Origin of the sequence: Thalassospira sp. A40-3, assembly GCF_015871485.1 — a bacterium.
GTDB classification, from domain to species: Bacteria; Pseudomonadota; Alphaproteobacteria; order Rhodospirillales; family Thalassospiraceae; genus Thalassospira; species Thalassospira tepidiphila.
In genome coordinates, this window is sequence record NZ_CP065428.1 from 237,252 (window position 1) to 252,116 (window position 14,865).

General features: G+C 54.9%; 14 protein-coding genes. 6 read left to right on the forward strand and 8 right to left on the reverse strand.

Annotation, left to right across the window (positions count from 1 at the left end; genetic code table 11):
• Positions 1–172: 172 nt before the first annotated feature.
• Positions 173–1,588, reverse strand: coding sequence for an MFS transporter (locus tag IT893_RS01055; protein ID WP_197146552.1), 1,416 nt, complete (start codon positions 1,586–1,588; stop codon positions 173–175).
• Positions 1,589–2,031: 443 nt separating this feature from the next.
• Between IT893_RS01055 and IT893_RS01060 the strand changes: the two genes are divergently transcribed.
• Positions 2,032–2,985 carry a TAXI family TRAP transporter solute-binding subunit gene (locus IT893_RS01060; RefSeq protein ID WP_252724134.1) on the forward strand — a complete coding sequence of 318 codons (954 nt, stop codon included), beginning with the start codon at positions 2,032–2,034 and terminating at the stop codon, positions 2,983–2,985.
• 74 nt (positions 2,986–3,059) lie between these two features.
• Positions 3,060–4,826 (forward strand): TRAP transporter fused permease subunit, encoded by a 1,767-nt coding sequence (locus IT893_RS01065; RefSeq protein WP_197146554.1) that lies wholly within the window; start codon positions 3,060–3,062, stop codon positions 4,824–4,826.
• Positions 4,827–4,894: 68 nt separating this feature from the next.
• On the opposite strand, the gene IT893_RS01070 is transcribed toward IT893_RS01065, so the two are convergent.
• From IT893_RS01070 to IT893_RS01085, 4 genes are all read right to left on the reverse strand, one after another.
• The gene (locus IT893_RS01070) at positions 4,895–5,086 is read right to left on the reverse strand and encodes a PLDc N-terminal domain-containing protein (protein ID WP_008889714.1); all 192 of its coding nucleotides are present in this window, start codon (positions 5,084–5,086) and stop codon (positions 4,895–4,897) included.
• Positions 5,087–5,207: 121 nt separating this feature from the next.
• Complete coding sequence (locus tag IT893_RS01075; RefSeq protein ID WP_252724033.1) at positions 5,208–6,392, reverse strand: NAD(P)/FAD-dependent oxidoreductase; 1,185 nt, start codon at positions 6,390–6,392, stop codon at positions 5,208–5,210.
• Positions 6,393–6,474: 82 nt separating this feature from the next.
• Positions 6,475–7,581, reverse strand: a complete 1,107-nt coding sequence (locus IT893_RS01080) for a GGDEF domain-containing protein (protein ID WP_252724034.1) — start codon at positions 7,579–7,581, stop codon at positions 6,475–6,477.
• A 156-nt stretch (positions 7,582–7,737) separates the two neighbouring features.
• Positions 7,738–8,754 (reverse strand): GGDEF domain-containing protein, encoded by a 1,017-nt coding sequence (locus tag IT893_RS01085; protein WP_197146556.1) that lies wholly within the window; start codon positions 8,752–8,754, stop codon positions 7,738–7,740.
• A 208-nt stretch (positions 8,755–8,962) separates the two neighbouring features.
• On the opposite strand from IT893_RS01085, the gene IT893_RS01090 reads away from it, so the two are divergent.
• A complete protein-coding gene (locus IT893_RS01090) occupies positions 8,963–9,922 on the forward strand; it encodes a hypothetical protein (RefSeq protein ID WP_197146557.1) in 960 nt (319 codons plus the stop codon).
• 80 nt (positions 9,923–10,002) lie between these two features.
• Here IT893_RS01090 and IT893_RS01095 read toward each other — a convergent pair whose 3' ends face one another.
• Complete coding sequence (locus IT893_RS01095) at positions 10,003–10,680, reverse strand: D-lyxose/D-mannose family sugar isomerase (RefSeq protein WP_008889719.1); 678 nt, start codon at positions 10,678–10,680, stop codon at positions 10,003–10,005.
• 236 nt (positions 10,681–10,916) lie between these two features.
• Here IT893_RS01095 and IT893_RS01100 point away from each other — a divergent pair, with 236 nt between their 5' ends.
• From IT893_RS01100 to IT893_RS01110, 3 genes are read left to right on the forward strand one after another with little or no spacing between them, the layout of a single operon-like run.
• The gene (locus IT893_RS01100) at positions 10,917–11,651 is read left to right on the forward strand and encodes an SIMPL domain-containing protein (protein ID WP_197146558.1); all 735 of its coding nucleotides are present in this window, start codon (positions 10,917–10,919) and stop codon (positions 11,649–11,651) included.
• Between the two features lie 48 nt (positions 11,652–11,699).
• On the forward strand, positions 11,700–12,443 hold the full coding sequence (locus IT893_RS01105) for an rRNA large subunit pseudouridine synthase E (RefSeq protein ID WP_252724035.1): 744 nt from the start codon (positions 11,700–11,702) through the stop codon (positions 12,441–12,443).
• A 5-nt stretch (positions 12,444–12,448) separates the two neighbouring features.
• Positions 12,449–13,336 carry a 23S rRNA (adenine(2030)-N(6))-methyltransferase RlmJ gene (locus IT893_RS01110; protein WP_197146560.1) on the forward strand — a complete coding sequence of 296 codons (888 nt, stop codon included), beginning with the start codon at positions 12,449–12,451 and terminating at the stop codon, positions 13,334–13,336.
• Positions 13,337–13,415: 79 nt separating this feature from the next.
• Here IT893_RS01110 and IT893_RS01115 read toward each other — a convergent pair whose 3' ends face one another.
• A complete protein-coding gene (locus IT893_RS01115; protein WP_063089256.1) occupies positions 13,416–14,120 on the reverse strand; it encodes a ChrR family anti-sigma-E factor in 705 nt (234 codons plus the stop codon).
• Positions 14,117–14,707, reverse strand: coding sequence for a sigma-70 family RNA polymerase sigma factor (locus IT893_RS01120; protein WP_063089255.1), 591 nt, complete (start codon positions 14,705–14,707; stop codon positions 14,117–14,119). Before IT893_RS01120 ends, IT893_RS01115 begins: the two co-directional genes overlap by 4 nt.
• Positions 14,708–14,865 lie beyond the last annotated feature (158 nt).

Sequence of the window (14,865 nt, forward strand, 5' to 3'; positions counted from 1 at the left end):
GCGATTAATATGGCTTTGCCGACGAACACATAAAGCGCGGCAAAGGCAACTCGCCTATCGTTGGTTCACAACATATGGGTTGAAGCAGGCCCGGGTCCACAGCCGGTTTCAAAATTGCGGGATGTTTTCCGCATTATGGAAGCCTGATCATTCTGCCCCAATCGACAGACATTCACATCTTCTTGTCTGCATTCGGATCTGTCGTGCCGTCGCTGTCTGCTGGTGGCACCTGTCCAATGTCGTCGGGATGTGCCGTGCCATCCGGGGTCAGCACATCTTGCAGATCATGGGGGTCCATTGGTTTTGTTTCATTATCTGGCTCTTTGCTGTCGTCTTCGTCATTGAGACTGATGTCGTCCGTAATCGGTGACAGCTCAAACGCCATTGGCGTGGTGCGGGGCACGGCAACGAACTGACCCTGTTCCTCGATCGAGATACGACGGCCAAAGCCAGCGCGGTACGTTGCAAAGCTCGCAACGCAAATGCCAACGATTGAAAACAGGACCGGCAAGGCCCATGGGCCGAAATAACCGATTGCACTGGATCCCAGAATTGGACCAAACGCAGCAGACCCGCCATAAATGATCAGAAGACCACCAGACGCAGGAACAATATCCTCCGGCTCAAGATAGTCATTCACATAGGCCACAGCCAGGCCGTAAACCGGCATGATGAACACGCCCGTGATCCCGCCCCAGACTGTCAGATTGTCGCGGACAAGATCCGGCGCAACCAGCGGGAAAAATCCACAGATCGCAAGCCCGGTCAGAACGAAAATCATCACATATTGGCGCGGCACCATGTCCGAAATCTTGCCGATCGGAAATTGCATGATCATGCCGCCCAGAATGACGAAGAACATGAAATAGGCGATCTCATTGGTCGCAAGTCCGAGGTCAGCCGCGAAAACCGGCCCGACACCATAAACCGCCCCCGAAAGCACACCTGCACCCGATGCGGCAACGAAGCCCAGCGGCGAAATCTTGTAAAGACGGCGGAATGTCATGCGTTCACCGCTGACCGCAGACGGCGGTGGCTGACGGGTCAGGGCAAGCGGAACAAGCGACAGCGACAGCAGGACAGAAGCCACCGTAAACAGCTCGAAACTGCTAACTGGGGCACCATTGAGCAACAGCTGACCAATCGCCAGCCCGCCAAGCGAAACCGTCATGTAAATCGCAATCGTCCCACCGCGCGATGTATTGTCCGCCTGCGCGTTCAGCCAGCTTTCAATCACCAGATACAGGCCCGAAACGCACAAGCCGGTCATGATGCGAAACAGCGACCAGGTAATCGGATCAACCAGAACGGCATGTAAAAGTGTGATGGCCGACGCGGCCGATGCCAGTGCGGCAAACGTCCGGATGTGGCCGACCCGGTTGACAAGGCTCGCCCCCCAGATGATGCCGGCAACGAACCCGATATAATAGGATGCCATGATGATACCGGTATAGACCGGCGCAAATCCCTCGGCGGATGCACGCAGTGCAAGCAGCGATGATTGCAGAGATGCCCCACTATTCAGCGCAAACGCGGCGAACAGCGTTGCAGACAGTGCAATAATAAGGGCGACCGGCGAACGCGGCATGGCATCCTCGTTTGAGTTTCAATCAGGCAGGCACCCTGCGGCAAGGGGATCGACCGTGTCAATCCTTACAAGCCCTTGGTACACAAGGGGAATAGTGCATTTTGTGTTTAACACCACGGCGCACAAGAAGTTCCGCAAAAATTATGAACCTTCTTTAATCCCGCTTGGCCCACGCGCATAGTGCCGGTTTCGCGCAACTGATATGTGTAAAGCGGCTTTACTTGGCGCCTAAGCAGGCTTTGTTCGGTGAAAATCGCACAAGCAGCTTGACCTTGGGGGTGTTGATGCTTTCTATGGACCGAAATCAGACGCAATTTGCCAAAATTCCCGCGATCCGGGGTTGGATTTTGCGTTTCGCCACCAGACTTCAGGTTCATTGATGATAATCGGCATTCAAGCCAACTGATGAACCGACCATACAAGGGGAGGAAACCTTGAAAATTGTGCGCACACTCGGTGTGATTGCCGCCGGTATGATGGCCTTGTCCGTGGCGAATGCCGCGCAGGCTGAAACCCGCGTCACCCTGAAATCGGCCAAGGCCGCGTCATCCTATTACCAGATGGCCGCCCAGTTTGCCGAGGCGATGAAAACCGGTACCGATGGCGATATCATCGTCACGGTCGAGGAAAGCCAGGGTTCGGTTCAGAACGTCATGGAAGCCATGGTGCGTCCGGGCAATTATGTCTTCACCTCCCCGCCCGGTCTCGTAAGCCTGGCACAGAACGGCAAAGGCCCGTTCGACGGACGTCCGACCGAAAAGTTTGCCGAAGTCCGCGCCCTGTTCCCGATCCCGTCGCTGACCATGCATTTCGTGATGCGTGCTGATTCCGGTGCGACCAGCTTTGCCGATCTCGAAGGCAAGACCATTCTGCTTGGCAAGGGATCCTTTGGCGCGCGTGAAGGTGAAAAATACCTTCAGCTGTTTGGTCTTGAAGGCAAGGTCGATCTGGCCGATGCCGAACTGTCCAATGCGGTGGCCGCCCTTAAAAACGGTCAGATTGATGGCTTTGTGACCGCTGGTTCCTGGCCTGCCCCGAACGTGATCGAGGCCGCGGCAGGAACCGACGTCATTGTTCTGTCGCTGTCCGAAGATCAGCTTGCCGAGACCAAGCGTGACAAAACCGTCATCCCGGCCGGGACCTATAACGGTCAGGAAGAAGACATCACCACTGCATCGCTTTCGGTTGTTGCCTTTGCCACCACCCAAATGGATGCCGATACGGCTTATGCGCTGACCAAAACCTTCTGGGAGCAGAAGGCGAAAATGGGTGAAAGCTCTTCATGGTGGAACGGTGTCAGCCCGGAAATGCTTGCCAACATCACGGGCAAAATGCATCCCGGTGCGCTGCGTTACTATGACGAAGTCGGGTTTTCCATCCGCGACGATCAGCGCTAAGTGCTGATCAGACAACATGTTCAAGGCCCGGCAGTTTTGCCGGGCCGTTTCTTGTCAAACAAGCCATTTAGATTATGTCAGCCACCACTCGTCCCTTCTGGATCGCCCTTGGCGCCGTTTCAATTGCCTTTCACCTGTGGCTGATTTTTTCAGGATTGGTTCCCAATCTTGTTAGCCGCCCGATCCACATGGCGCTTGCCCTGCCTTGGGCGCTGATCTTTGTTGCCAAAACCCGTGCACAGAAAATCTCTGGCATCGTCCTGACGCTGATTGGTCTGATTGCGTGCGGTTGGATCGTTGCCAATCATCAGACGCTTGGCGATCAATACGGTTTCCTGATGGGCAATAGCCAGATCATGCTGGCAGCGGCGTTATTACTGATTGTGCTTGAAATGGCACGTCGGGCAATCGGCTGGCCGTTGCCGACGGTGGCGGCAATTGCACTGCTCTATGCGCTGTTCGGGCAACATATTCCGGGCGAGTTTGGCCATGCCGGGCTGCCAGTTGAAAGTATGCTGGGCACCCTGACCATCGCCGAGGGCGGCCTTTGGGGCAGCCTGACGGGCGTGTCGGTCAATATCGTCGCGATCTTCGTTATTTTCGGGGCGGTTTTGAATGGCGGCGAGGCCGGTCAGGGCTTTATGAATGTCGCAGGTGCCGCCGCCGGTCGGCTTAAGGGCGGGGCGGCGAAGGTTTCCGTCGTGTCGTCCGCGCTGTTTGGCTCGATATCGGGGTCTGCATCTGCGAACGTGGCCTCGACCGGGGCGATTACCCTGCCTGCCATGACCAAGCTTGGTTACCCCAAACGTCTGGCGGCTGCGGTTGAGGCCGTAGCATCCAGTGGCGGGCAGATCATGCCACCACTGATGGGGGCAGGGGCGTTTGTCATGGTGGAACTTACCGGCAAGCCTTATGTCGACATCATGGTTGCCGCCATCTTGCCAGCCGTCCTTTACTTCCTTGCCGTCTGGGTTGGCATCAATGCCTTTGCCATGCGCTATGACCTTCCCGGTGTGCCAAAGGAAGATCGCCCGAACCTGCGTTCGGTTGTAATCACATCGGCCTTCTTCCTGGTGCCATTTACCATTTTGCTTTGGGGCATGTTTGGCGGTGGTTATACGCCGCAATATGCCGCCTGTCTGGCGCTTTTGGCGGGGGCGGCGTTGCTGCTGCTTGATGCGGATCTGACGGTTGATTTGCCGCGCAGCAAGCAAAGGTTCGCCGATGTCTGCCTTAATGCCGGGCGTCAGGTGGCAATGATCGGTTCGATCATCTTGTGCGCGTCGATCGTTATCGGCGTTCTCGGCCTGACCGGACTTGGTGTGAAGATCACCTCGCTACTGATTTCCGGATCGGGTGGGATGTTGTGGCCAGCTCTTTTGCTGACTGCACTTGCCTGTCTGATCCTTGGCATGGAAGTCCCGACCACGGCGGCCTATGTGATTTGTGTTTCGGTCGCCGGACCAGCGTTGATAGAGCTGGGGCTTGAACCGCTTCAGGCGCATCTGTTTGTGTTCTGGTTTGCGCTGTTATCGACGATTACGCCGCCGGTTTGCGGGGCGGTGTTCATTGCCGCGGGCATGGTCGAGGAAAACTGGCTCAAGGTCGCCGGAACAGCAATGGCGCTTGGCATCGGGCTTTATATCGTGCCACTGGCGATGATTGCCAACAGCACGCTGATCGAACTTGGCAGCGATCCGGTTTGGGCGATCATCGCCGGGCTTAAGGTCGCGGTGGGGCTGACGGCCATTTCATATGGCCTGATCGCGCCCAGACCTGTCTGGCAGCGGATCGGGATGGTTGCACTTGGTGGTGCTGTAATTTTTGCTGCGGGTGTTTAGAACCACGAAAAAGGCCGACAGTTTCCTGTCGGCCTTTTTCGTCATTGAGGGAAATGATTTAACCGGTTTTAAGCGGTCGCGCGTCCGCTGCGCGGGCCAGCAAAGAACCAGATAATCAGGCCAAGGACCGGCAGGACAACAACAAGTACTGTCCACAATACTTTTGCACCGGTGCTTGCACCGCTGCCCATGATATTCACGATTGCCCAGATATCGGCAATCAGGACGAGAAGTCCGATAATTCCACCATATTCAAGCATGTTCCAACCTCACATTTGTTGCTGCGGTATCTGTACCGCGCTTACAACTCAAACGATTGGTTTTCTCGTTTGTTCCCGCACTGAATTCAATCAGTGCATCAGGCGGGTTCGGAAGGGCAGTTTAAACCACCTGTCCGGCAGACCAGCCCGATGACCATGCCCACTGGAAATTGAAGCCGCCAAGATGGCCCGTGACATCAACCACTTCACCAATGAAATAAAGGCCGGGTACGTCACGTGCTTCCATTGTTTTCGATGACAGGGCATTGGTGTCGACACCGCCAACCGTGACCTCGGCCGTGCGATACCCCTCGGTGCCGCTTGGTGTCAGGGCCCATTGATTGACATCCATCGCCAATTTGCGCAGTGCCTTGTCACCGGTTTCGCCAATCGGGCGATCAAGGCCATGGGTGGCAGCAATCATCTGGGCAAGCCGGTTTGGCAAGATGCGTGACAGAACCGTGTGCACCGCCTGTTTCGGGTTTTCACCCTTGGCGGTTTTCAAAAGATCGAACGCGTCTTCTTCCGGGTTGAGGTTTACCGTAATGCTGTCGCCTTCGTTCCAATAGGATGAAATCTGCAGGATCGACGGGCCGGAAAGGCCACGATGGGTGAACAGCAAACCTTCGCGGAATTGCTTTTTATTGCATTGAACGATGGCATCAACAGATATCCCCGAAAGTTCACCGGTACGCGCACGCAGATCCGGATCAAAAACAAACGGCACAAGTGCGGCACGGGTCGGAATGACATTAATGCCGAACTGACGTGCGATCTGATAGCCAAAGCCGGTGGCACCGATTTTCGGGATCGACAGGCCGCCACATGCGACCACAAGGGATGCACAGGTCCATTGCGCGCCCGTGCGCGTGGTGACATCAAAGCCGTCATCATCGCGTTTGATGATGTTTGAAATCTCGGTGTTAAGCTTGATCGTCACATCGGCGGCATCGCATTCATCAAGCAACATATCGATGATCTGAAAGGACGATTCATCGCAGAAAAGTTGGCCGAGTGTCTTTTCATGCCAAGCGATATTGTGGCGGTTCACCAGATCAATGAAATCTTGCTGCGTATAGCGTTTAAGTGCCGAAACACAGAACCGCTTGTTTTCCGAAATGAAGTTTTCCGGGCTGGTGTGGATATTGGTAAAGTTGCAGCGCCCACCACCGGAAATGCGAATTTTTTCCGCCGGTTTGGTCGAATGATCAACCACCACGACGGTTCTTCCGCGTTTTCCTGCTTCAATCGCGCACATCAGGCCGGCCGCACCCGCCCCGATGACAAGAACATCAATCTTTTTCAAGCCCGTCAGATCCATTCATGTGAATTTCGGACCTGCTTATACGTCGAAAACGTGGCCTTGTCAGTGCCAGTGGCGCAAATACCTATTCGGCGGCAATGCCTCTGGAGCTCGGGGGTTTTAGGTCCCCGCGTTTGCCGGTGGTTTTGGATTGTTCGATCTGTTGTTCGCTTGCAACCTGATTGCGGCCGTTTTCCTTGGCGAAGTAAAGCGCCCTGTCGGCTCGCTCAATCAATTTGGCGGCCGGTTCGCCGGGCCGGAATTCAGCCACCCCGATTGACGCCGTCGCCTTGCTGATGATCGTCTTGCCGCTTTTGGTCACGACCTTGTGGCTTTCGATATATTGACGCAGTTTGTTGCCAAACAACACGGCATTGCCAAGCGACGTGCTAGGCAGGATGATTGCGAATTCCTCGCCGCCATAGCGGGCCGCAGTATCCTGGCCTTTGATGTTGCGTTTGAGCGATTCTGCCATCAACCGGATCACCTGATCGCCGACCTGATGGCCATAGGTGTCGTTGAACTTTTTGAAGTGATCAATATCAAGAAGCAGAAGGCAAAGCGGTTGACCGTCTTCCATGGCATGCATCATGCCATCGCGCAGTTGCATATCGAATGCCTTGCGATTGGCAATGCCGGTCAGCCCGTCGGTCATGGCTTCGCGTTTCAGGTTTTCCATATCTTCGCGCAGACGGTTGATTTCCGACGAACTGTTCGTCAACCGGCTTTCAAGGCTGCGGTTGACGCCCTCCATCTCGCGGGTGGCGCCCAGCAGGGTATGAAGTGCCTGTTCAAGATTGCTGAGGTTGCGGTTCTTGTCCCCGACATAGGAGCAGAAATGATCAAGCGCCTTTTTGTATTTCCGTGTGTCGACGCCGACCTTGTTCACAGTATCAAGGATGCTGCCCAACTGCGCGCGCAAGTCGTTTGAAATGCGTTCGATGATTTCGTTTTCGCGCTTGTCGCTGAAGAAACGGGTATGGAGCTCTTCGCACTGTGCTTCATCAAATTCGCGATGGTTGCTGCGCAGAATATCGATCGTGCGGCAAAGATCGAAGTTCGTCTGCGCGACATAGGTAAAAAACAGCTGGAAATTGTCCGGATGCGAAACCACACCCAACTCTGCCATCAGTTTGTGGGCAGCGTTGCTGTGCTGTTGAGCTGTTCTGTGATTAAACCCGTACGCGCTCATCAATTGCCTGCAGTAGAATTATGTCGCCATAAGTTTCTGCGACATCCTATGCAAACGCATATGCGAAAGGTTTGATTTAAATCATCGAATCTCCCGTAATCCGGGCGATTTTTGATTTCACATGATAAAACAGGTCAATTTTGAAGGGGCGGATGCTTATGCGCTTTCTGCGCGATTGATCGGCTGGGTCAGAAGGTCATTCTGGTTCATCACGCAGTTTCGACCATTCGCCTTGGCAAGATAAAGCGCCTGGTCGGCACGATCTATCACGCGGGTCAGGGGTTCACCAAGTTGATACGTCGCAACCCCGACAGATGCCGTGATCCGCCCCAGATCTTCGTTGCGGTTGAAACTTCTCAGATGAAGAGACTCGATTGATGCGCGAATGTTTTCCGCGACCCGCATGGCGTCCGTAAGCGTCGTGGCCGGAAGAACGACGGCAAACTCCTCACCGCCATAACGCGCGGTGGTGTCGCGTCCCTTGACATTCTGTTGCAGGGTCTTGGCCAATGTCCTGATGACTTGGTCGCCAGCTTGATGACCATGTTTGTCGTTGACCCGTTTGAAATGATCGATGTCGATCAAAAGGATGCTCAGGGACTCACCCCGTTCCATCGTTGTCATCGCCGCGTCGCGGAGGCTTTCGTCAAAGGCCTTGCGATTGGCAATCCCCGTGAGCCCATCTGTGTGGGCTTCGCGTTTCATTTCCTCAAGATCAAGAAGCAGCTGGGTGACTTCGACCGGTGCCGGATCGGCATCGTTCACGCCTTTCGCACTTTGTTGTGCGTTGGCCCGGTTTTCCATCCCCAAAAGATCGTGGGCAGCATCTCTGAGTTCGGCAGTACTGATAACTTCCTTGCCTTTTGCCAGTCGATCAATCAGATCGGAAACCTGCCGGTGCATATCATGGGACATGGTTTCACGCAGAAGCTCTGCCCGACTGGGCTCGATAAACCGCTGATAAAGCTCGTGGCATTTGACATCATCCAACGCACGCTTGTTGCCGCGCAGAATATCAATCAGCGCAACAAGGTCATCGTTTGATTTTTCGACATAGGCAAAGAACACAGCATAATTGATCGGGTTTGCACTCAAACCCAATTCATTGATCAATTCCAGCGCTTCGCGCGACAGCGCGTATGACCGCTGCCGGTATTGTTCTTGCTGAGGCATTCCTGGGAACCTGAAGGAGTGATATCGTCGGATGTAAAGGCACTTCTTTAAGTCTGGGCCGCGCATTTCGCACACGCAGTATATCAGCTTTCCCACATGCGCGTACAGAGCGCAGCGGTTGTAGTTTTATTGGTTTGTTCACGTCTGCGCCCTAGTCTGCCTTTGTCAGGAAACGGCTTCGATCCGGAAAAGAAAACGGGATAAAAAGATGCAGAAACTATCGGCTTTGATGGCTGCTGTCGTGGTGGCGTTGGGCTTTGTTTTGTCAGGTGACGTTGCAAACGCCCAGACAACCGGCTCATCAGACCAGACGACGGTCAATGGTCAGGTCACAGACAGTACGACCGATGTTCCGTCGATCGACTATCGTCCCCTGTCGGCCGAGGAACGGTCCAACATGCCGCCTCTGATGGAACGCTATGTACTTGATGAGTTGAAAAACCTGCGTACGGAAATGCAGGGCATGCGTGCCGAATTGCTGCGCGAAGTTGTTAACCGGCAGCTTGAAGCCATCGACAAGGCGATTTCCTATTCATCGAACACCGTGACTTACTTCTTTTATTTCGTGGCGGCCGTCGGTGCGCTTTTGACCATGTTGGGATGGCAGTCTCTGCGCGAATTGAAATCAAGTGTGCGCAATCTGGCCAATACCGAACTGCAACGTTTGTCGCAGGAATTCGAAGGGCGGCTTACCTCGCTTGAAAACGAACTGCTGTTGAAATCCAAACTGATCAACGAGCATCAGCACGAGATAGAACGCACCCAGACCATTCATGCCCTGTGGCTGCAAGCCAACCAGCTCAGCAATCCGCGGGCAAAGATCGAAACCTATGACAAGATCCTCGAACTCGCACCCGGTGATCCGGAAGTCATGGCCTACAAGGCGGATGCTGCCTTACAGCTCGGGGATCGTGACTGGGCACTTAGCCTGTGCAATCGGCTATTGGCCGAGGCCCCCGAAAACGCCAACGGTTATTATCAGCGTGCCTGTGCCAATGCCGGCCTTGGTTTCAAGGAAGCCGCCCTTGCTGACCTGCAACGTGCTGTTGAATTGTCCGATACCATGCGCCAGCCCGCCTGGATCGAGGAAGAATTCGAGCCGCTGCGTGACATGCCGGAATTCACCCAGATTCTCGGCAAAAAGGAAGACCTGCCGCCAGCTGAGTAACTTGGGAAATTCAAGTCACATACGAAAAAGCCCTGCAGAATTGCTGCAGGGCTTTTTTATATCCGGGTATTTGCAGTCGCTTAGCTGCTTGGCAGTTCGTTCCACAGCGGGTGGATCGGTGCGACGTCTTCCTCGATCTTGGTAAAGCGCGCATCGCAATCAAAGAAGTAGTTGTCGGTCAGATCGTCATTGACCTGCGACACTTCGCCCACGATCACCGGACCCTTGCCCTCTTCGCCATAGAAGCGGTGGATCAGCGTACGCGGCAGGGTCACACTTTGACCCGGTTCCAGAACAACCTTGCCACCAGCGGGCAGGATGTTGAGTTTGCCGTCAGTGCGGACACGGACTTCGTTTTCGCGGTCCATCTGGCCATCTTCGGTCAGGTTGCACAGCTCGATCACCAGGTTGCCGCCGCCACGTACAATGATGTCTTCCATTTTGACCTTGTGGTAGTGCCACGGGCATTCCTGATTCTCGCCAACGATCATGATCTTTTCGGCATATGGCACTTCGCCCGGCTGGCGCAGGATACCGTTGCGCAGGCAAAACAGGATCAGGCCGCGCTTCTCAAAATTGCCTTCGCCGTAATCGGTGACATCCCAGCCCATCTGATGGTTGCGGCACCATTTTGCCAGATCAGGTTCGGCTTCCCATTGCGCCGGGCTGTAATGGGCCCATTCTGGCAGTTTGAATGCGATGGATGCATAAAGTTCCTTGGCATGCTCGATACAGGCATTGATTTCAGAACGCAGCATGGTTGACCTCTTGTGGCATTTGGCATGATTGATTGGGCCGGGTTTTACCACGCCCGAATGGTGAATGCGATAGTTTTTGAATGCATTCAATGCATTTCGATTTCACACTGCGGGTCTTGGCGGTTTCCATCACAAGCTGCCCCGCAATCGCCGTTTTTCAGCGCAATACAGTGAAAATCATACAGTGTGATATCATGTTTGCGATATCGCCCGAAACCGGACAGGGGAACTGCATCATGTCGCAATCATCGGGATTTGCCAAAGTTGTCGCGGCAATCGTTGTCGCCGGGGGGCTGACCGCATCGGGCTGGCTGGTCGGAACCGGCATTGAAAACATGCGTGCCCTTGATCGCTATGTCACGGTCAAGGGACTGGCCGAACGCGATGTAAAGGCCGACAAGGCCGTCTGGCCGATTACCTATGTCGCGACTGATGATGTGCTGCAAAATGCACAGGCCAAGATTGATGCCGACACCAACATGTTGTTTGAATTTCTTGCCAGCCACGGCATTGGTCGCGAAGCGACAGAGCTGCAAAACCTGCAGGTAACCGATCAACTTGCCCAGTCCTATCGGTCCGGGCCGATTGAAAGTCGCTATATCGTCAATCAGACCATTCAGGTCCGCACCGATGATGTTGATGCGGTGGTTGCCGCGTCACAGGATATCGGTAAACTTTTGCAGGGTGGTGTTGTTCTGGGCGGGCAGGGCTATAACCCCGGGCCGAGTTATCTGTTCACCGGTCTTAACGATATCAAACCGGAAATGATCGCGGCTGCCACCGCCAATGCCCGCGAAGCAGCCCAGCAATTTGCCGCGGATTCCGGCGGTGAGCTTGGCGGTATACGCCGTGCGACACAGGGCCTGTTTCAGATACTGGCCGCCGATGGCGCACCCAACATGATGGAAGCCAACCAGATCAACAAGACCGTGCGGGTGGTCACCACCATGGAATATCTCATCCGCGATTAGGGGCTGAACTGAGTTGACAGCCTCGTCAAAGCTGGTTTTATGCGCGCCATGGCGCAACTGATCCTGTTTAACAAACCCTATGGCGTTTTGACCCAGTTCACCGACCGTGAAAACGGTCGGGCGACCTTGGCCGACTATATCGATCTGCCCGGCGTTTATGCCGCCGGCAGGCTTGATCGTGATAGCGAGGGTTTGTTGCTTCTGACCGATAACGGGCCGCTGAACGCCCAGATCGCCCATCCGAAATTCAAGAAACCCAAAACATATCTGGTGCAGGTCGATGGCGAACCCACTGACGCCGCACTTGATGCCCTGCGCCGCGGGGTAGAGCTTAAAGACGGCATGACCTTGCCCGCCAAGGTCCGGCGGATCGATGAGCCGGCCGGGCTTTGGGAACGTGATCCGCCGGTGCGTTATCGCAAGGCGATCCCGACAAGCTGGATCGAACTGACTATTACCGAGGGCAAAAATCGCCAGGTACGCCGCATGACCGCCGCCGTCGGTTTTCCGACCTTGCGTCTGATCCGGCATGCCATCGGGGACTGGACGCTCGATGGTTTGGCGCCCGGCGAATGGAAGGTGATCGAGGTCGATGCACCGCCTGCCACCCATCGCAGGCTATCCCCCGGATCGGCCAAGCCGCCGCGCCGTAATCAGGTGCCCGATGTTACCAATGCGCCCAATACCGACGACAAAGCCAATATCGCGCGTGAAGGCGCAAAGGCGGGTAAAGGTCACCGCAAGGGCGGGTATAAACCTGCACGTCACCGTTCGCGCCCGAAGAAAGGATAGCCGCCATGCTAAGTTACCTGCACGGCTTCCATGCCGGGAATTTTGCCGACATGCACAAGCATGCGGCCCTTTGGCTGGTGCTTGAACATTTGCGCAATAAGAACAAACCGTTCTGCGTGATTGATACCCATGCCGGATCGGGCTGGTATGACCTTGGCAGTGAACAGGCCGCCAAAACCGGCGAGTGGAAAGACGGTTATGCGCGCGCCAAGGACGGTGCCAATGCACCCGAAATGCTGCAGCATTTCTTAAACTATGTCGCCGCGTTTGATCCGGTCGCCAAGGGTCGCGATTATGGGGTACGCGAAGGCGATGATTACCAAGGTCCGTTTTACCCGGGATCACCGTTTATTATCCGCGATATGCTGCGCGACGATGATGAACTGGTCCTTATGGAACTTCATCCGCGTGAACATGAAATGCTTCATCACAGGGTCAAGCGTGATGCACGCATTCATCTGCACAAACGCGATGGCTATGAGGGTGTTGTCGCCATGATGCCGCCCGCCATCCGCCGCGGACTGGTTCTGATGGATCCAAGCTATGATGTGAAGCAGGATTATCAAAAGGCCGCCAAGGCAATCCGCGAAGCCTGGGAAAAATGGCCAACCGCGACTTTCATGCTGTGGTACCCGATCCTGTTGGACGGGTTTGATGACGACCTTCGCAAATCGTTTTCCGCGATCAAGGCATCGGGTGGCGTTCTATGTGCCGAACTTGCTACTGATCAGGGTGGTGCCAAGGGTCGCATGCGTGGTACCGGCCTTCTGGTCATCAATCCACCGTGGCAGTTTGATCAGCAACTTGGCGATATCGGAAACTGGCTTGCGAAAACCTGCAAACTGCCTGGGCCCGCAAACCATCAGATGCGCTGGCTGATGCCCGCCGCATAGACCCGCTGCAAAGAAAAGAGGCCCCGAAGGCGTGTTGCCAGCGGGGCCTCGATGCGTTGGGACGCATTGGTAACGGGTATCAGATGCCAAAGAATGGCTGCAGCAATTTTGGCAGCAGACGGTTGAACTTCATTGGCGCATCGGTTGCGATCAAGCAGATGCATTCCTCGGCGGTATCAGCAATCGGTTGATGATCAACGTCATCATCAAGGTCTGCCACGTCACCGGCCCGGAACCGCCCGATCTCGTCGATATAGGATCCTTTGATCAACAGGGTCATTTCATGACCATGGTGCCCGTGATCGGGGATCGAAACACCCGGCGCGATCTTCATCAGGCGCACGGTGCCCTTGCTTTCGATGGATTTCAGCTGGAAATGCTTCACGCCCGGTGCAAGTGATTTCCAAGGAATATCATCAAGCGACATCACATCGTCAGGCAGCAAATCGGCAAGCGGTCTTGGCAGGGCGCTCATGGCGCTGCCGGTAATGCTTTCACCGACCGCAACGCGACGCAATGACGGCAATTCTTGCGCAACGATGTTTTCGTTCGCTGTTTCACGTTCAAGCATCGCCATGACGTGATCAAGCGAATGATCCGCCATCGACATGCTGTTCGTGGTTTCAAGCGCGGCACCGCCCATGGTTTCGTACCCACTGACCTTGTCCCGGCAATGCGGGCACACGGTCATGTGGGTTGCGACCAGAAGCTCCATCGCTTGCGACAGCGAACCACTGGCATATTCCATCAATGTCTGATCGGTTGGATGATGCTTAATGTTCATGCGACACCTTCCAGTCCGCCACGCAACTTGCCAAGCGCAAGCCGCAAACGGGACTTCACAGTTCCCAGCGGGATATCAAGACGCTCGGCAATTTCACTGTGTGAGCAATCTTCGAAAAACGACAATTCAACAACTACCTTTTGGTCGGCGGGTAATTCTTCCATTGCAGCTTTGACAAGGACGGCCTCCTGGTCGCGATTGACTACGTCATCTGCCAGCGGATCTTCGTCGACAATCAAAGTCGGGTCGGAATCATCTACCTCGATATGTTTGCGTTGCCGGAACCGGTCAATCCGAAGGTTCCTGGCGATGGTAAAAATCCACGTACTGGCGGCTGCCTTCGCAGGATCAAACAGGTGCGCTTTGCGCCAGACCTGCATCATTGCTTCCTGTGCCATTTCCTCGGCGGTCTCGGGATTACCGCCAAACCGGAACATGTAAGCTTTAACGCGCGGGGCAAAATGCGCAAACAATCGCGCAAATGCTTCCCGGTCGCGTGTCGCTGCGACGGAAACAATCCAATCGGCACATCTTTTCGCTTCGACCGGATCGGCTGGCCCGGTGCGTCGTGGTGTGGTGCCGCTCATTTTTGTTTCAGGTCCCTGTTGGGGCCGCGCCAGAATTGTGTTCATCATGCAATTCCTACGTCGGCCACGTTCATTCGGATCAAATAAAAATGTATGTTTCCTACCAGACACTTACAATCTGTTCAGGCAAACAAATCCAAAATAATCCGAGTGATCCG